The organism is Pedococcus bigeumensis, from assembly GCF_006438965.1.
GTDB classification, from domain to species: Bacteria; Actinomycetota; Actinomycetes; order Actinomycetales; family Dermatophilaceae; genus Pedococcus; species Pedococcus bigeumensis_A.
Map to the genome: position 1 here is coordinate 304,750 of NZ_RCZM01000002.1, position 16,877 is coordinate 321,626.

General features: G+C 70.3%; 19 protein-coding genes. 8 read left to right on the plus strand and 11 right to left on the minus strand.

Going from position 1 to position 16,877, the window contains the following annotated elements:
• Nucleotides 1–9 precede the first annotated feature (9 nt).
• The 3 genes from helR to EAH86_RS06320 form a co-directional block, all read right to left on the minus strand.
• Nucleotides 10–2,199 carry an RNA polymerase recycling motor ATPase HelR gene (helR, locus tag EAH86_RS06310; RefSeq protein WP_140737804.1) on the minus strand — a complete coding sequence of 730 codons (2,190 nt, stop codon included), beginning with the start codon at nucleotides 2,197–2,199 and terminating at the stop codon, nucleotides 10–12.
• Between the two features lie 245 nt (nucleotides 2,200–2,444).
• Nucleotides 2,445–3,344: a patatin-like phospholipase family protein gene (locus EAH86_RS06315; RefSeq protein WP_140737807.1), complete on the minus strand. Its 900-nt coding sequence runs from the start codon at nucleotides 3,342–3,344 to the stop codon at nucleotides 2,445–2,447.
• On the minus strand, nucleotides 3,345–3,752 hold the full coding sequence (locus EAH86_RS06320) for a DUF3224 domain-containing protein (RefSeq protein WP_140737810.1): 408 nt from the start codon (nucleotides 3,750–3,752) through the stop codon (nucleotides 3,345–3,347).
• Nucleotides 3,753–3,815: 63 nt separating this feature from the next.
• On the opposite strand from EAH86_RS06320, the gene EAH86_RS06325 reads away from it, so the two are divergent.
• Nucleotides 3,816–4,673, plus strand: a complete 858-nt coding sequence (locus tag EAH86_RS06325) for an aldo/keto reductase (protein ID WP_140737813.1) — start codon at nucleotides 3,816–3,818, stop codon at nucleotides 4,671–4,673.
• A 2-nt stretch (nucleotides 4,674–4,675) separates the two neighbouring features.
• Here EAH86_RS06325 and EAH86_RS06330 read toward each other — a convergent pair whose 3' ends face one another.
• Nucleotides 4,676–5,296, minus strand: a complete 621-nt coding sequence (locus EAH86_RS06330) for an L-threonylcarbamoyladenylate synthase (protein ID WP_140737816.1) — start codon at nucleotides 5,294–5,296, stop codon at nucleotides 4,676–4,678.
• Nucleotides 5,297–5,305: 9 nt separating this feature from the next.
• Nucleotides 5,306–6,934, minus strand: a complete 1,629-nt coding sequence (locus EAH86_RS06335; RefSeq protein WP_161988580.1) for a cyclic nucleotide-binding domain-containing protein — start codon at nucleotides 6,932–6,934, stop codon at nucleotides 5,306–5,308.
• A gap of 121 nt (nucleotides 6,935–7,055) precedes the next feature.
• Here EAH86_RS06335 and tdh point away from each other — a divergent pair, with 121 nt between their 5' ends.
• The 3 genes from tdh to EAH86_RS06350 are packed head-to-tail and all read left to right on the plus strand — an operon-like array spanning nucleotide 7,056 to nucleotide 9,892.
• Complete coding sequence (gene tdh, locus EAH86_RS06340) at nucleotides 7,056–8,093, plus strand: L-threonine 3-dehydrogenase (protein ID WP_140737822.1); 1,038 nt, start codon at nucleotides 7,056–7,058, stop codon at nucleotides 8,091–8,093.
• Between the two features lie 4 nt (nucleotides 8,094–8,097).
• The gene (locus EAH86_RS06345; protein ID WP_140737825.1) at nucleotides 8,098–9,291 is read left to right on the plus strand and encodes a glycine C-acetyltransferase; all 1,194 of its coding nucleotides are present in this window, start codon (nucleotides 8,098–8,100) and stop codon (nucleotides 9,289–9,291) included.
• A 10-nt stretch (nucleotides 9,292–9,301) separates the two neighbouring features.
• Complete coding sequence (locus EAH86_RS06350) at nucleotides 9,302–9,892, plus strand: dihydrofolate reductase family protein (protein ID WP_140737828.1); 591 nt, start codon at nucleotides 9,302–9,304, stop codon at nucleotides 9,890–9,892.
• Here the strand turns inward: EAH86_RS06350 and EAH86_RS06355 are convergent.
• The 3 genes from EAH86_RS06355 to EAH86_RS06365 are packed head-to-tail and all read right to left on the minus strand — an operon-like array spanning nucleotide 9,889 to nucleotide 11,719.
• A complete protein-coding gene (locus EAH86_RS06355; protein WP_140737831.1) occupies nucleotides 9,889–10,335 on the minus strand; it encodes an OsmC family protein in 447 nt (148 codons plus the stop codon). The genes EAH86_RS06350 and EAH86_RS06355 overlap by 4 nt on opposite strands.
• Nucleotides 10,335–10,874: a DUF1697 domain-containing protein gene (locus EAH86_RS06360; protein WP_140737833.1), complete on the minus strand. Its 540-nt coding sequence runs from the start codon at nucleotides 10,872–10,874 to the stop codon at nucleotides 10,335–10,337. Before EAH86_RS06360 ends, EAH86_RS06355 begins: the two co-directional genes overlap by 1 nt.
• Complete coding sequence (locus tag EAH86_RS06365; protein WP_140737836.1) at nucleotides 10,874–11,719, minus strand: PhzF family phenazine biosynthesis protein; 846 nt, start codon at nucleotides 11,717–11,719, stop codon at nucleotides 10,874–10,876. The genes EAH86_RS06360 and EAH86_RS06365 overlap by 1 nt, the downstream gene beginning before the upstream one ends.
• Nucleotides 11,720–11,744: 25 nt before the next feature.
• Here EAH86_RS06365 and EAH86_RS06370 point away from each other — a divergent pair, with 25 nt between their 5' ends.
• Entirely contained in the window at nucleotides 11,745–12,365 is a 621-nt protein-coding gene (locus EAH86_RS06370; protein ID WP_338325230.1) for a histidine phosphatase family protein, read from the plus strand.
• A gap of 6 nt (nucleotides 12,366–12,371) precedes the next feature.
• Here the strand turns inward: EAH86_RS06370 and EAH86_RS06375 are convergent, their stop codons facing one another.
• Both EAH86_RS06375 and EAH86_RS06380 read right to left on the minus strand, forming a co-directional pair.
• Nucleotides 12,372–13,007, minus strand: coding sequence for an RES family NAD+ phosphorylase (locus EAH86_RS06375; protein ID WP_140737843.1), 636 nt, complete (start codon nucleotides 13,005–13,007; stop codon nucleotides 12,372–12,374).
• Complete coding sequence (locus EAH86_RS06380; RefSeq protein WP_140737846.1) at nucleotides 13,004–13,549, minus strand: hypothetical protein; 546 nt, start codon at nucleotides 13,547–13,549, stop codon at nucleotides 13,004–13,006. The genes EAH86_RS06375 and EAH86_RS06380 overlap by 4 nt, the downstream gene beginning before the upstream one ends.
• Nucleotides 13,550–13,644: 95 nt before the next feature.
• Here EAH86_RS06380 and EAH86_RS06385 point away from each other — a divergent pair, with 95 nt between their 5' ends.
• The 3 genes from EAH86_RS06385 to EAH86_RS06395 are packed head-to-tail and all read left to right on the plus strand — an operon-like array spanning nucleotide 13,645 to nucleotide 15,535.
• On the plus strand, nucleotides 13,645–14,331 hold the full coding sequence (locus EAH86_RS06385; protein WP_140737849.1) for a hypothetical protein: 687 nt from the start codon (nucleotides 13,645–13,647) through the stop codon (nucleotides 14,329–14,331).
• The gene (locus EAH86_RS06390; RefSeq protein WP_140737852.1) at nucleotides 14,328–14,909 is read left to right on the plus strand and encodes a hypothetical protein; all 582 of its coding nucleotides are present in this window, start codon (nucleotides 14,328–14,330) and stop codon (nucleotides 14,907–14,909) included. The genes EAH86_RS06385 and EAH86_RS06390 overlap by 4 nt, the downstream gene beginning before the upstream one ends.
• The gene (locus EAH86_RS06395) at nucleotides 14,906–15,535 is read left to right on the plus strand and encodes a hypothetical protein (protein WP_140737855.1); all 630 of its coding nucleotides are present in this window, start codon (nucleotides 14,906–14,908) and stop codon (nucleotides 15,533–15,535) included. The genes EAH86_RS06390 and EAH86_RS06395 overlap by 4 nt, the downstream gene beginning before the upstream one ends.
• On the opposite strand, the gene EAH86_RS06400 is transcribed toward EAH86_RS06395, so the two are convergent.
• Nucleotides 15,522–16,811 carry a hypothetical protein gene (locus EAH86_RS06400; RefSeq protein WP_140737858.1) on the minus strand — a complete coding sequence of 430 codons (1,290 nt, stop codon included), beginning with the start codon at nucleotides 16,809–16,811 and terminating at the stop codon, nucleotides 15,522–15,524. The genes EAH86_RS06395 and EAH86_RS06400 overlap by 14 nt on opposite strands.
• Nucleotides 16,812–16,877 lie beyond the last annotated feature (66 nt).

A 16,877-nucleotide genomic window follows, 5' to 3' on the forward strand; every position in this document is an offset into this window, starting at 1 on the left:
GAGACCGGGTCAGGGGCTCGTGAGGATGACGAGCTGCTGGGTCGCTCGCGTCATCGCCACATAACGGTCGACCGCCCCCTCGATGCCGTCACCGAAGCCCTCCGGATCGACCAGCACGACCAGGTCGAACTCCAGCCCCTTCGACAGCTCGGGGGTAAGGGACCGGACCCGGTTCGGGTCCCCGAACCGACTCACGTCGATGTCGGCCGTGCTGATGACGCAGCCGACCCCCTCGAGGTGGTCGGCGAGCCAGGTCTGGAGGACCGAGCCGAGCTCCGCCACGGAGCCGTGCAGGACGGGGACGTCGGTGCGGCGGATGGAGGTGGGCACGTTGGCGTCCGGCAGGACGGCGCGGATGACCGGCTCGGCCTCGGCCATCACCGCTTCGGGCGTCCGGTAGTTGATGGTCAGGGAGGCCAGCTCGATACGGTCGAACCCGACTCGTTCCAGACGGTCCTGCCACGACTCCGGGAACCCGTGCCGGGCCTGGGCACGGTCCCCGACGATGGTGAAGCTCCGGGACGGGCAGCGGATCAGGAGCATCTGCCACTGCGCGTCAGTCAGCTCCTGCGCCTCGTCCACGACGATGTGCGCGAACGGCCCCGCGAGCAGGTCCGGGTCGGTGCGGGGGAGTGCGGCATCGTCGACCAGTGCACCCTGGAGGTCCTCGCCGCGCAGCATGGACATCACGTGCATCTCGGAGTCGTCCGTGGCGATCAGGTCGTCGACGACCTGGGCCATCCGCTCGCGTGCGGCTGCGACCGAGGCGTCCTGCCGACGCTGGCGTCGCGAGGCCTCCGGGTCGCCGAGCCGCTGGCGTGCTGCGTCCAGGAACGGCAGGTCGGACTCGGTCCAGTCCTGTGGGTCAGTGCGCTGGAGCAGCCTGACCTGGTCCGGGCTCAGCGACGGTGCGCACATCCGCAGGTAGGCAGGTACCGACCACAGGTCGCCCACCAGGTCCGTGGGCTCGATCAGCGGCCACGCGCTGTTGAGGGTTGTGAGCAGTTCTCTGTTCTGCTGCAACGACTTCCGGAGCAGGGCGGCCGAGACGTCACCCTCCTCGTCACCGTCTTCGTCGTGTCGGTCGACCAGGATCGTGAGCAGCTCGTCCCAGACCTGGTCGCGCGCCTCGTTGTGTGGTGTGCCGGGTTCCGCCGCGTCGAAGGCGGTGGCCCAGTCGTCGGCGCCGACCCAGACGTCGGAACCGTCTGCCGTCACGGTCATGCCCTTCGTGGGTGGCTCTTCGTAGAACCTGACGGCCCTCTCGATCGACCTCACGAGGTCGGCGGACGACTTCAGCTGGGCCACCCTGGGGTCCGTCTCGGGCCGGGCCGTCGCCCCTTCGGGGATGAGGTCGCGCACCGTGCAGGTCTGCACGCCCTCCTCACCGAGGCTGGGCAGCACGTCCGCGACATAGGCCAGATAGGGCTGGTGCGGACCGACGAACAGGACGCCGCCCCGCCGGTGCCCCAGGCGCGGGTCCGCATAGAGCAGGTATGCCGTGCGGTGCAGCGCGACGACGGTCTTGCCCGTGCCGGGGCCACCGTCGACGACGAGGGCACCGCGCGAACCCGCGCGGACGATCGCGTCCTGGTCGGACGCGATCGTGCCGAGCACGTCCCGCATCCGCGCTGACCGGTTGCTGCCGAGGCTGGCGATGAACGCGGACTGGTCGTCGAGGCTCGTGGCGTGGCCGGCATACCCGTCCGGGGTGAAGACCTCGTCCCAGTAGTCGCTGATCCGACCGCGCGTCCAGCGGTACCGTCGACGGCTGGACAGACCCATGGGGTTGGCATGGGTTGCACCGAAGAAGGGCTCGGCGGCGGGGGAGCGCCAGTCGAGGAGCAGCCTGCGCCCGGTGGTGTCGGTGAGGCCCAGGCGTCCGGTGTACACGGGGTCGGAACCGTCCGCGGTGACGATGTGGCCGAGGCACAGGTCCAGACCGAACCGTCGCAAGGCACGCAGGCGGCCGGTCAGCCTGCGGACCTCGACGTCGCGCTCGAGCGCCTCCTGACCCAGGCGACCCGGCGCCTTGCGTGCCACCTCAAGGCGGACGGACAGATCGGCGATCGCCTCTGCGAGGCTCTGGGCGATGGCCGCGAAGTGCTGGTCGTCGGCAGCGATCAGTGTCTGGTCCGCCTTGGCACTGAGACGGTCTGGCAGGTCGAAGGCGCTGGCGATCAGCGGATTCTTGGGCACGTCGGCGAACCCCCGGGAAATCGTGATTCTGGCTTCGGCCGACGATTCTGCGGCACCACCGGGGCCTTGCCGCAAGCCCCCCTGTGCGCTATAAGTTGAGAACGGATGGGAGCAGCAGCTCTCTTCCGTTTGTCGTGTCCAGGGCTTCGCTCCCAGGCTGCCTCAGTTCACGGGAATTACGCCGATAATCGACATTATGTCAATCTAGCGATCTGACTAGCCTCCCCCGACGGCCAGCCGCGGGGTCAGAGCCAGAACTCGGTGAGCTGTTCGGCCAGCGCTGTTCCCTGCTCACGGGCAGCTCTGGCGGCGGGTGCTCGGGTCGACGGATCCATCAGGTTGGTGCCGAAGGCGGCCAGTGAGTCGTCGTCCGGCAGGATCGTCTCGACCCGGCTGCCGCCCGCTCGGAGCTCGTCGACCTGTGCGTCGAGCTGCATGCCCCAGGCCAACGGGTGCCGGGTTCGACCTCCCAGTGGCGACAGCACGAGGACTCGACCGTAGCCGGCCGCGAGGTCGGCGTTCTCGTTCCGGCGATAGCCGCCGTCGATGTATCGGTTGTCCCCGATGCTGTAGGCGGCCCCGCTCGAAGTGCTGGCGGCGACGGCATCGACCAGGGGCACTCCACTGTGTCGGTCGAAGGTCACGGGTTCACCGGTCTGCGCATCGACAGCAGTGATGACCATTGCGCGTTCCGGCCAGCGCTGACTGGGCAGCCGAGCGCCGACGATGGCGCGCCACCGCGACTGCCCGGAGCCGTCCGACGTCGCCTGCATCTCCAGCGCCGCAGTGCCCATCCGGCGGCGCATGTCGGCGGCATCCGCAGCGGCGGCGATGATTCGGTTCGTCCTGTCCAGGTGGTCCACCACAGGCCCAGGGCGAGTTCGCCCACCATCGGATCCCACCGCGGCCGATCCCCCCGGCCCGGGTCGTACCACCGGTGCGGCAACAAGGATGTCGGACAGCAGCTGGGACGGACTCGCGCCGCCTATCTGTACCGCCGTGGTCGCACCCGCTGACGTGCCGATGACCAGATCCGCCGACGTCACATCCACCCCGGCCTCACCCAGGCCGGCGATGACGCCGATCAACCACGCGTTGCCCGCGGATCCCCCGCCCCCGAGCACCAACGCCGTGCGCGAGTCCATTCAGATCTCGTGGTCGAACCAGATGCGGTGGGTGCCGTCGTCATCGATGGCCATCCCACCCGCGCCGCTGATCCCAGCCAGTCCCCCGGTGCCGCTGCCGGGCACGACGACGAAGTGCTCGGCGACGCGGTCGGTGCCGTTGGTCGTCGCGCTGTGACTGAAGTTGAAGGTGCCGGCCAATCCCCCGAGCGACCCCTCGAAGGACTCCATGGCCACGTAGGTGCCCACCCCGGTCCCCTGGTCGAACGCGGCGGTGAAGATCGTGGCGGAACGCCCCTCGACCTCTCCGGAGAACCGTTTCTCCATCACCGCTACACCCACCGGGACGGCCGTGGTGACCTCGACCGGTGCCGGCTCCAAGGCCACCGGCGTGAACGACTCGACAGTGAACGTGCCCTCAGTCCTCATGGTCGCAACGTACCGGTCACCCGCGACAGGGCGACTCCGCCGGCCCGTGGCTACGGTGGGTCCATGGGCACTGACACGGCAGCAGCCGACGACACCACCTACCGGCTGAACGACGGCACCTCACTGCCGGCGATCGGCTTCGGCACGTACCCGCTCAAGGGTGACGATGGAGTCAGGGCGATGGTCAGCGCACTGCAGGCCGGTTACCGACTGCTCGACTCGGCCGTGAACTACGGCAACGAGGAGGAGGTCGGCGAGGCGCTCCGCCGGTCGGGGGTCCCCCGCGACGAGGTGGCTGTCGCCACGAAGATCCCAGGGCGCTTCCACGCGAAAACCCTTGCCCTGCAGTCACTTCGGGACTCAGCGTCCCGCCTGAGGGTGGAGCAGGTGGATGTCGCCCTCATCCACTGGCCCAATCCCAGTCAGGACCTCTACCCGCAGGCGTGGCAGGCACTGGTCGAGGCCCAACGCGACGGGCTGGTCCGCTCCATCGGTGTCAGCAACTTCACCGAGGCGCACCTGCACCGGATCATCGACGAGACCGACGTGACACCTGCCGTGAACCAGATCGAGCTGCACCCCTACTTCCCGCAGGCGCAGATGCGGGGTATCAACGAGGGCTTGGGGATTCGCACCCAGGCGTGGAGCCCGATGGGCAAGCGGCAGGCACCGTTCGAGGAGCCTCCCGTGGCTGACGCGGCGGCAGCTCACGGCGTCACGCCGGGCCAGGTCATCCTGCGCTGGCACGTGCAGCTCGGCTCGCTCCCCCTGCCCAAGAGCGCCACCCCCGAGCGGCAGCGCCAGAACCTCGACGTCTTCGGGTTCGAGCTCAGCGAAACCGAGATGGGTGCCATCGCCGGACTCGCCCGCGAGGACGGCCGCCTGTTCGGCGGCGATCCGGACACCCACGAGGAGATGTAGGACTACTCGAACGGTCTGGGGTCACCAGCGCCCACGCGGGTGACCTCCGGCGTGCCGTCCGAGAAGTCGATCACCGTCGTCGGGTCGGTGCCGCACTCCCCCGCGTCGATGACGGCATCCACCTGGTTGTCGAGCTCCTCCTTGACCAGCCAGCCCTCGGTCATCGGGGACTCCTCGCCCGGCAGGATCAGGGTGCTCGACAGGATCGGCTCGCCCAGCTCGGCCAGCAGGGCCTGGACGACCCGGTTGTCGGGGATCCGCACGCCGACCGTCTTCTTCTTCGGGTGCAGCAGCCGACGCGGCACCTCCTTGGTGGCCGGGAGGATGAACGTGTAGGGCCCGGGTGTGGCGGCCTTGATGGCACGAAAGACCCGGTTGTCGATGTGCACCAGCTGGCCGAGCTGGGCGAAGTCGGCACAGACCAGGGTGAAGTGGTGCTTGTCGTCGAGCTGACGGATCCGCAGGATCCGCTCCTTGCCATCCTGGTTTCCCAGGGCGCACCCGAGCGCGTAGCCCGAGTCAGTCGGATAGGCCAGCATGCCCCCATCACGGAGCAGCTGGACCGCCTGGGCGATGGCCCGGGGCTGCGGGTCCACCGGGTGCACATCGAGATACCTGGCCATGGGTCGACCCTATGGCCCGCCGCTGGAGGGCGGGACGCCGCGCGTCCGGTCCGACTCAAGGCGATCGCCGGCCACCACCATGGCGGCGCTCGAGGCGTGCCGGTGCCCCGTGACCGCGGCGATGAACGTCTCCGCGTCCAGCCACAGGATCGTCGCCGCCCCGGCGGCCACCACCGATGCGGTTCGCGGCCGTGACATCAGCAGGCCGATCTCCCCGAAGGCGTCCCCGGGGCCCAGCTGTCGCACCGTCTCGCCGCCCTGGACCACATCGAGCGGCCCGGTCTCGACGATGCCAAAGCCGTCGGGCTCATCCCCTTCGCGCACCACCACCTCGCCAGCCAGCAGGCTGCGTGGAGTCAAGGCACTGGCGAGTCGTTCCAACGCCATGGCGGGCAGCGGTGCGAACTCCGGCGTGGCCTGGACGAGGGCGAGGTGCGCGGGCGGCACCGCGACCCGGGCGTCGGCCCGCGCCAGGGGCCGGAGCATCAGCAGCGCGAACGCTGCGAGGGCCGCACCGGTGACGGCCATCGTCGGACCCAGCCCCATGAGGGTGACGAGCGGCGGCCCCGCCAGCGAGCCCAGGGTGACCAGGCCGGCCGCAAGGGACCAGAAGGCCGCGTAGGCACGGGCCGCCACGTGGTTGGGCAGCAGGCGGTCCAGCGCAGTGAAGCCGTAGACGTCCTCGACGGCATTCCCGACACCGACGACCGCGAGCGCGGCCCACGCCACCCAGCCCTCCGGCCACAGCCCGAGCAGCGCGATGGGCAGCCCCCACAGCACGACGCCGACAGTGGCCCGGCGAGCGGCACCGCCCTGTCGCGGGAGTCGGGCCGCCACGGCTGCGCCGACCAGGCCACCGGCCCCCATCGTGGCGAAGAGGGCAGCTACCCGCTCCTCTCCGCCACCTCCCGAGGTGAGGCACAGAGCCGCCACGAAGACGGTCAGCAGCCCACGCATCAGGCTCTGGGCCATGAAGACGGCGAACATCCCGCGCAGCTGTGGCTTCAGCAGCTCGGCAAAGCCACGCCCGGCATCCGCCAGGCCAAGCCGGGCCGTGCGTCTCGGGACCTGGTACGCCGTCCGCACCGACGCCGACGCCACTGCCCCCACAGCGAAGATCACCGACAACGACCCGAGAGCGGCAGCAGGGCTGAGCGCGGACAGGAGGAGGCCGGCCAGCACCGGGCCCACCAGGGTGCCCACGCCCTCGAGCGCGGCAAAGGCCGCGTTGGCGGTGACGAGCTCGGCGGGTGTCCGCACGACCTGCGACATGAGCGCTCTCAGGCCGGCCTTGAAGAGGGATCCGCCCACCGAGCCGACCGCCGCCACCACGACGACGCCCCACAGCGAGGCGGCCGCGGCCGCCCAGGCGAGGGCGAGCGAGGCGGCCGCCCAGAAGAGGTGCACCCCGGCGAGCAGCAACGGCCGTGGCAGCCGGTCTGCCGCCGTGGCGAGCAGGGGGCCGAGCACGGCGCCGGGCAGCACGCGGGCTGCGGCCACCAGACCCACGGCGCCAACCCCGTCGAGGGAGAAGGCGACCACGGCCAGCGTCACCAGCAGGGCGAGGTCGGTGGCCACCCAGCAGGCCCAGCTCGTCTGCACGAGCCACAGGTTCCGGTTGCGCTGGCTGGCCGCCACTCGACCAGTTTGTCCTGCGTCGCCTGGCTTTGCGGGCCAATCGTCAAACCCGCGGAGGTATGCCGCGGACGCAACCAGGCGGCATACCGTCCCTCTCCCCGGGCCCACTATGTTGTTCGGCGTGCGCGCACTCGTGAAGACCCATGCCGGACCCGGACTCGAGCTCAAGGACGTGCCGGAGCCACAGCCCGGTCCCACCGACGTCAAGATCCGCGTCCTGCGGGCCGGACTCTGCGGCACCGACCTGCACCTCGAGCAGTGGGACGACTGGGCGGCCTCCACCGTCAAGGCTCCGATGACCATCGGGCACGAGTTCTACGGCGAGGTGGTCGAGGTCGGTGAGGACGTCGACTCCGTGCGCGTCGGTCAGCGCGCCTCGGGTGAGGGCCACATCGTCTGCGGGACCTGTCGCAACTGTCGGGCCGGCCGGCGCCACATGTGCATCCACACCAAGGGAATCGGTGTGAACCGCGACGGTGCCTTCGCCGACTACGTCGTCATCCCGGCCTCGAACGTGTGGGTGCAGCCCGACGACCTCGACCCCGACCTCGGGGCGGTGTTCGACCCACTCGGCAACGCCACCCACACGGCGCTGTCCTTCCCCATGGCGGGCGAGGACGTCGTGATCACCGGTGCCGGGCCGATCGGCGTGATGGCCGCCGCGCTGGCCCGCCACGTCGGTGCGCGGCACATCGTCGTCACCGACCTGAGCGACTACCGGTTGGGGCTGGCCAAGGACGCGGGTGCCGACCTCGTGGTCAACGTACGGACCTCCGACCTGGGCGAGGCGATGAAGTCCCTCGGCATGAAGGAGGGCTTCGACGTCGGCCTCGAGATGTCAGGGGTGCCGAGCGCGGTCGAGGACATGCTGGCGTACATGAACCACGGCGGCCGGGTCGCCATGCTCGGCCTGCCGAAGGACCCCTTCCCGATCGACTGGGGCCGGGTCATCACCCACATGATCACCATCAAGGGGATCTACGGCCGCGAGATGTACGACACCTGGTACGCCATGAGCTCGATGCTCGGCAACTCCCAGGTGCTGCGCGACCGGATCGCCTCGGTCATCACCCACCGCCTCCCTGCCGAGCAGTGGCAGGACGCCTTCGCCGCGGCCCGATCGGGTCAGTGCGGCAAGGTCATCATGGATTGGAGCTGACGCGATGTACGGCACCGTCAAGGACGAGCTGGCCACGACCCTGCGCGAGATCGAGGACGCCGGGCTGTTCAAGCACGAGCGCGAGCTGACCTCACCTCAGTCGGCCCACGTCACGACGTCAAAGGTGTCGGCGCTCAACTTCTGTGCCAACAACTACCTCGGTCTGGCCGACCACCCCGACGTCGAGGCGGCCGCCGCAAAGGCGTTGCAGGACTGGGGATTCGGCATGGCCAGCGTGCGGTTCATCTGTGGCACGCAGGAGCTCCACAAGCGGCTCGAGCGGGCGATCTCCGACTTCCTGGAGATGCAGGACACGATCCTGTACTCATCCTGCTTCGACGCCAACGGCGGCGTCTTCGAGGTGCTGTTCGGAGCCGAGGACGCGATCATCTCGGACGAGCTCAACCACGCCTCGATCATCGACGGCATCCGCCTGTGCAAGGCGAAGCGGTTCCGCTACAAGAACGCCGACATGACCGACCTGCGCACCCAGCTGGAAGCCGCCACGGCGGCCGGCGCCCGCCGCACCGTGATCGTGACCGACGGCGTCTTCTCGATGGACGGGTTCCTCGCCCCGCTCGACCAGATCTGCGACCTGGCCGACGAGTTCGGCGCGATGGTCCTGGTCGACGACAGCCACGCCGTCGGGTTCGTCGGCGACGGCGGCCGCGGCACGCCGGAGCGGTTCGGTGTGATGGACCGGGTCGACATCATCACCGGGACGCTTGGCAAGGCGCTCGGCGGTGCGTCCGGCGGCTACGTCAGCGCCCACCAGGAGATCGTCGACCTGCTGCGCCAGCGGTCCCGCCCTTACCTGTTCTCCAACGCGGTCGCACCGAGCGTCGCTGCGGGTTCGCTCAAGGCGCTCGAGATCGCGGCCGGGTCCCAGGAGGCGCGGGCCCGGCTGCAGTCCAACACGGCATTGTTCCGTGAGCTGATGACCGAGGCCGGGTTCACCCTGCTCCCGGGCGAGCACCCCATCACCCCGGTGATGTTCCCGGGCGAGGACGGTGCCCGACTGGCCGCCCAGATGGCCGAGGCGATGCTCGAGCAGGGCGTCTACGTCATCGCCTTCTCCTACCCCGTGGTGCCCCAGGGCAAGGCGCGCATCCGCGTGCAGCTCTCGGCTGGGCACTCCGAGGAAGACGTCCGGGCCTGCGTCGCTGCCTTCATCGCGGCCCGCGACAGCCTCGCCTGAGGGATTCGTCATGGCCAGGCTGCACTACACGACCATCGCCTCGCTCGACGGCTATGTCGTCGATGCGGCCGGCAGCTTCGACTGGGCGGCACCCTCCGAGGAGGTGCATGCGTTCGTCAACGACCGCGAACGCACGATCGGCACCTACCTCTACGGCCGCCGGATGTACGAAGTGATGCGATACTGGGCGACCGACGACGCCGACTCGGACGCGCAGTCCAAGGCCGCCACCGACTACCGCCGGATCTGGCAGGCAGCCGACAAGGTCGTCGTCTCCACGACGCTCGACTCGGTCGACACCCCACGCACCGAGCTGGTGGCGACGTTCGACGCCGACGCGATCCGGCATCGCAAGGCAACGGCCGCCGCTGACCTCAGCATCGGCGGCCCGACCCTGGCGGCCGAGGCGCTGCGTGCCGGCCTGGTTGACGAGGTGGGGCTGTTCCTGCACCCGGTCGCCGTCGGTGGCGGAACTCCTGCGTTGCCCCGCGACACGCGAGTGGACCTCAGGTTGCTGGAGCAGCACACCTTTGCCGACGGGGTGGTGTTCCTGAGGTACGCCGTGGAGTCGGCCGACGCCCCCGGGCCGCCGGCCTCCTAGTCGGCCGCGACGCCACTGTCGATCGGCGTCCCCAGCACAACCGTCCGACTCACCGTGCACAGCCGGTCGTGTGACATGGCGATCGCCTTGGGCAGCATCTCGCGAGCCTTGTCGCCAGCCTCGCCCTCGGGGAAGGCCACCGAGAACCGCACGGTGATGTCGCCCAGGTGGTTGCCGTCCTCGTCCCGGAGCTTCTCCCCCGCCGCCGTCACGTTGAAGGACAGCGGCTCGGCGCGCTTGACGGTGATGAAGTCGACGTCCACGGCACTGCACCCGGCGATCGCCGTCAGCAGCAGCTCGACGGGGGTGAAGTCGGCGTTGTCACCGCCCCCGATCCGCATCGTCCCGCCCCGCACGTTGGTGACCTCGAAGACACCCTTGGACACGCGCTCCATGCTGACCGAGCGGTGTCCCAGCCCGGTGCCACCAGTCTCTTCGGCCATCAGGCTCCCCATTTCTGCGCCAGTGCGCGGACGACGGTCATGTTGCGGGCGGTGCCCGGGATGCCGAGGATCTTCTCGATGCGAGCCCCGGTGAGCTTCGCCTCGTGGAACGGCACCGCGAACTCCATGAGGACATCCTTGCCCATCACGGTCGCTCGTTCGCCGGCACCATCCCAGTCCTCCAGGTCCTTGGTTGCCGCGGCCTTCGGAGCCGTGGCGCAGAAGCTCACATAGCGGCTCGACTCGCCCTTCAGGTGCGTGGGTATGCCGTCCACAGCCTTCACGAGCGGCGGCAGCTCTGCGGGCTTCCGGGCGATCGCGACGATCTCGAACCCGGCGTGCTTGCCCAGCACGCGCCCCACCTCTGCCTCCACCTTCGTGACGCTGCGCAACGGAGTCGACACGAACAGGTTGCCGGTCTGGATGTGCGACTCGACGTCATCGAAACCGTTGTCGGACAACACCTTCCGTGCCTCGGCCATCTTGAGCTGGCGCTTGCCCACGTTGACCGCGCGCAGGAACACGACGTAGCTCGGCATCAGAGCTCCACCTCTCCGGTCCCCACGGGGCGCACCAGGCCGCCGACCTGGACCGTGCCGTCGGGGTCGACACTCAGCTCGAGCACCGACGGACGCCCGACGTGGGCGCCCTGGCTCACCGCCCAACGCCCCGAGCGGCCCTGAGCGACGAACCAGGCGCCGAGGTTGGAGCAGGCAGAGCCGGTGGCCGGGTCCTCGGAGACCGAGCTGCCGTCGCTGATGAGCGCCCTGGCCTCGATCCGTCCCTCGCCCGAGGGCGACCACACGTAGATGAGGGTCTCGCCACCCCTGGCGCCCATGCCGGCATACCTGCCGAGCAGCTCGGGGTTCACCCGGGCGCGGCGGACTGCCTCGACCGACGCTGCCTGGGCGATCACCTGGGAGGTGCCGACGCTCACCTGCTGCACAGGGCCGACGAGGTCGTCCGGCGACAGCCCCAGGGCCTGCGCCACGTCGTCGACATCGAGGTCGGCCTCGACCCGGCCGGCGTTGGCGGTCAGGGTCCACCGGTCACCGTCGGCTTCGACCGGGATCACCCCGGCCGGCATCGACAGACCGAGCCGGTCGCCGAGCCCGTGCAGGTCGCGCGCGACGTGGGCGGTGCCCAGCGTCGGGTGGCCTGCGAACGGCATCTCGAAGCTGGTGGTGAAGATCCGCACTCCGGCGTCTGCCCCGTCGCCGGGTGGGACGAGGAAAGTCGTCTCGGACAGGTTGAACTGCCGGGCCAGCCCTTGCTGCTGGTCATCGGACAGCCCGGAGCCGTCCTCGAAGACGCAGAGGGGGTTGCCCGAGAAGGGGTCGGCATCGAGGGCGAAGACGTTGAGCAGCCGGTACCGCAAGCGCATGCGACCACTCTGTCATGCTGGCGTCGTGACCTCCCCGCCAGCGCCACCGGCCGGTCGACTTGTCTTGTTGCGCCACGGCGAGACGCAGTGGTCGAAGTCCGGACAGCACACCGGTCGGACCGACGTCCCGCTCACCGAGCACGGTGAGGAGCTGGCCCGTCAGTCGGGACGGCTCGTCGCCGACTACCACTTCGTCCTCGCCCTGACCTCCCCCCTGCAGCGCGCCCGGCGCACTGCAGAGCTGGCGGGCCTGACACCCGAGGTCGACGAGGACCTGCTCGAGTGGGACTACGGCGGCTACGAGGGCCTGACGACAGCCACGATCCGTGCCGACCTCGGCTACGACTGGACGGTGTTCCAGAACGGCGTCCCGGCGGGGGACACACCCGGCGAGACGGTCGAGGAGGTCGCGGCCCGGGCATCGCGCGTGGTCAAGCGGGCCGTCGCGGCGATGGCCGAGGGGGACGTCGCACTGGTCGGGCACGGGCACTGCCTGCGCGTGCTCACCAGTGTCTTCCTGCGGCAGGAGCCGCGCCTCGGAGCCCAGCTGCTGCTCGATGCGGGCTCGGTGAGCGTCCTGCAGTTCGACCGGGAGCAGCCGGCCATCCGGGTGTGGAACCAGGGCCCGGCCGTCACCGGCCACTGACCCGCGTCAGTCGCGGGGCACCCGGGTCCTCGGCGGTCGGACCACCGTGAGGTCAGCGCGACGCGGTGTCGGCAGCGCGGCGGGAGCGCCCGGAACCTGTTGTGCAGGAACAGGATCCGCGTCGGCCGGCCAGTCCGCCACACCTTCGTTGCCGAACACCGCGACGGCGCTGCACTCCCCCGGAGTAAACCGTGGTCCGTACTTCACTCCCCCATGGCCCGCCTCGTCGAACGCGCGCGCCCACGCCTGCGGCACCGCATAGGGGACCATCGACTCGATCTCGCGGGTGACGCCGAAGCCAGCAGCGCCACCGTCCTGGACGTCGGCCACCTTACGGGAGGTGGGCAACCGCAGGCGGGACACCACCGCGGACTCGAGCAGGCTCTCGGGCACCGCCTGCGATGGGCCCAGCACCGGACCCAGTCGCTCCCGCAGGGCGCTGAGCGGGTCGAGGGCGGTGTAGCAGGTGCCGCGCGGCGCGCGGAGGTCGAACCGTCCCGTCGTGTCACTGCTGAACCACCACGGCCCCAGGTCCTCGCTATGTGCGCGGAACAGGTCCACGTCGGTGTCCACCAGGTATGCCGGGAAGCCGGCCAGCGACGGCGGCGGCGGTCCCAGGGCCGTGCGCTCGCGTGGCGTCACGCGGCCCACTGCGACGCATCGGCGACGGCAGCCGAGGCCACGCGCGACACGGCAGTCGGGGACGACCGGTGGACGACGAGGTAGTCGACGGCACTGTGCCCGTCGAACACCTCGGACGGCGTCGTGAGCCAGGCGCCGATCGACCAGCCGTCCACTGCCCTGCGGCTGAAGGCCCCCACGGCCTCCTGGACGCCGGGACGGACGGCGCCGTTGCGGCCGAACTGGAGCGAGGGATAGACGAGGTGGCCGTCGGAGGTCCGGCAGGCGAGCACCGTGCCACGCCGGACCCGGTCGAACAGCGCCTGCCGCGAGATGCCGAGCCAGGCCACGAGTCCGCTGGTGTCGTAGAACGGCCCGAGCGGCTGGTCGAGCGGGTGGACCGAGGGCAGGGCGGCAAGCATCCGGTCGGCGAGGTCTTCGACGTCTCCCAGGTCGAGCCGACGTCCTTGCGCGGCCAGCTCGGCTACCCGCGCCTCGATCCGGGCCTGCACGGCCTGGGTGAGGGCGTCGACGTCGGTCGTGGTGCGGGTCCGCGGTGTCATCTGATCCTCCCGGGGCGTCAGGTTCCTGCGTCAAGGGCGTCAAGGTCAACAACCAGATCATAACCGACAGGCCGGACATCGCTAACATGGCGCCCGTGGGGATGGATGGGGGGACGGATTCGCTGCGCGCGACCGGCCGGTGGGGCCGGGCACGCCAGTGGCTGGCAACCCTGACCGTGCGGCAGTGGCTGCTTGCGGCGTTCCTGCTCGTCCTCGTCGGCTCCTCCCCGTTCGGCGGACTCCGCGCACAACGGGCCGAGGCGACGCCGACCCTGTCCGTCGGTGTCGAACAGACCGTCGCGCCGGTCCGCCTCACCGTCACGAAGGTCCGGTTCGGCAGCGACCTCGGCGTCCCCCAGGCCGCCAAGATCGACGGTCGCTACGTCGTGGTCTTCGCGAAGGTCACCGGCACCGACGAGAAGCGCTCCGTCCCGATGTACGACGCGCTGCGCGACCTGCTCCGGATCGAGCAGGTCCCGGGGGTGACGAAGCCGTTCAGCACCGACCCCGAGCCCTCGAGTGACGACCTGCGCCCGGACACGATCCTGGTTGCAGACGACGCCGAGCGGATGGGCGACCTGGCACCGGGGCTGACCTACACGCTCGCGTTCGTCTGGCGCCAGGCTCCGGGCCAACCCGTTCCCACCTCGGTGCGGGTGGCGGCCTACAGCCACACCTTCCGTCAGGCCAGCATCGACGACACCTACGACTGGCGTGACGCGACGCGGGCCGCCGTCGGGACGTTCCCGGCCACCGCGTACGAGAAGCCGGCCGCCTCGTGAGGGTCCCCCGCCCCAACCGGGCACAGCTCGGTGCCGGCGCCTTGGTCCTAGCCGCCTTGTCCGTCGGTCGGGTCGTGACCGAGTGGCTCCCTGAGGACCCCTCGCCGGTGCGCGCGTTCGAGCGGACGACGACGCTCGACCGCGAGGTACACCTCCGCTACGGCAACCTGCGGGTCACCGAGGTCGACGGCGGCAAGCAGCTGGCCACCAGCACCTCCGCGATGCTGTCCCCAGGTCTCTGGGTCACCGCGCACGTCGACTTCACCCCGACCGTGGACAAGGTGGGACCTGCCTACGCCGAGCTGCGGGACGGCGAGGGGCGTGTGCTCACCCGAGGGTCACGCAACGTGCTGGAGTGCAAGGTCATCAACCCCGGCATTTCCGGTCACTGCCTGGTGGCGTTCGAGGTGGACCCGACGGCGCTGGCCGGATCGCACCTCGCGCTCACCGTGAACGTCAACGACCAGCGCGGCGACGACATGGCCGTTGTCGACCTGGGCATCACCCCCGCGCAGGTCGCGACCTGGAAGGCGCGCACCACTCCTGTCGAGCTGCTGATGCCGAAGGACGCGACGTGAGGCGCCCCACCCGCCGGACCGTGCTGACCATCGCGGCACTGCCCGTGGCCCTGGCGCTCGCGCTGGGAGCCTCGAGCCAGCGGCTCGTCGACCGCTGGTGGCCGACCTTCCCGAACGAACAGCTCGCGGCCGCCGCGGACGGATCGGTGCGTCTCAGTGACACCCTCGACGACGCCAAAGGGACGCACCCACGGGTGGTGACGATGCGGTTCACCTCTCTGGAGCGGGTCTCGGACTACCAGGAGGCGGCGGGTGCCAAGACACTGCCCGCCACCGTGCCTGCGGACCAGACGCTCTGGCGCCTCACCCTGCACTTCGCCGCCGACCCGCGGACCGTCCTCGGCGCGTGCGAAGTGCAGGTGCGGGACGCCGACGGGCGTCAGTACTCCCCCGGTGTGGGCGATGCCGTCGAGGACGTCTCCGAGTTCACCAGCTGCACGCCGCCCGGCGCAGCAGGACCCATGGCAGCGCTCTCGACGGACGGGCCCGACCAGTCCTTCGACCCGCGCCCGGCCGAGTACGACCGGCGCTACCACCTGCTCATGCCGTCGGGCGTCCGCCCCGACAACGTGCGGGTCTGGTTCGACACCCCGCTCTACGCGGAGTTCGACGTCACTGAGCCCTGAGCCGTGCCGCCGGATCGGCAACAGTGTCGGTGACAGGGCCGGTGTCCTCCGATTCGTCCAGGTGGCCGAGGATCCGGTCGATCGCCGCACCCAGCAGCGCGACGAGGACGACCGTGTAGGCACCCCTGCTGATCACCGACAGGTAGGGCGACAGGGTCAGCGCGTCACGGAAGTCGCGCGGCCCCACGATCCAGCGCAGCAGCTCCCCGACCCCGACCTCGACCTGGCGGCTGAGCAGGAAGACCAGGCAGAAGAGCAGCATCGGGGCCAGACCGGCGACGGCGAGCAGCCGGATGCCGTTGCCCAGCGCGGAGAACCGCCCGCGGAAGTTCGCGGTCGCCTCGTGCCCCACTCGGCGCAGCGGCGTCGGGACGCGGCGCACCCCTCGCTGCCAAGGCGTGGCCTGCCGCTGCTCTGCTGCGGCCACGGCAGTGGCTTGGCGGGCCTCGAGCTTGCGGCCGTACACGACGGCGCCGACGGTGAGCCACGCGATCGGGACCACGATGATGGCGTCGGCCTGGCCGATCGCACCCCAGAACCACTGCCCCACCGCCTCGACAGGGTGTCCGACCGGGCCGAGTGCGTCGATGAGGTCGCCCCAGCGGTCGAGCAGCCACTGCGACAGCCGCCGGGTGCGCACCCAGGCCTCGACCTCACCGGTGAAGTTGGACAGCCGCTTGGCCAGGATCCAGACCCAGAGGACCTCGACGTAGGCCGCGAACAGACCCCACCCGACCGCCTTCTCCGGCAGGTCCAGCCGGTCGAGCAGCCAGCGCACCAGCAGCGCGCCCGCGACGATCCCCACGAGGGCGGCCCCGCTGGCGATGTTGGTGCGGTCGACGTTGAAGGTGCTCGGGCCGAGTCCGCCGCTCCGCTCGAGGAGCTCGTCCGCGGTAGCGGCATTGAGGAACGCCCTGGTGTCCTCCCTCAGGTATTGCTGTGACACGTAGACCGTGAGGAACGGGATGAGCGTGCTCGCGAGCAGCGTCAGCCGGCTCATGGCGGGCGGGCGGATGTTGGCGAGGCTGGGGGTCAGCTCACGGAGCGCGAGGATCAGCGCGGTCAGCGTGGCCATCGGCACCAGCGGCAGGACCAGCGCGGCGGCCGTCGAGTGGTCCTCACTCAGCCAGACGCAGAACCACAGCAGCCCGTTGTGCGCAGCCGCGCCCAGCAGGTAGATGAGGGTCAGGATCGGCCAGTGCCGCCACAGCAGCTGCCCCGCGCGCACGAGCACGACGCCCGCGTCACCGACAGCTCTCCCCAGAGTCCCCCTCACGGGGCCACAGCATAGGGGCAGGTATGCCGCGGGGCGGGCCCCGCGGCATACCTCACCTCACGGGCA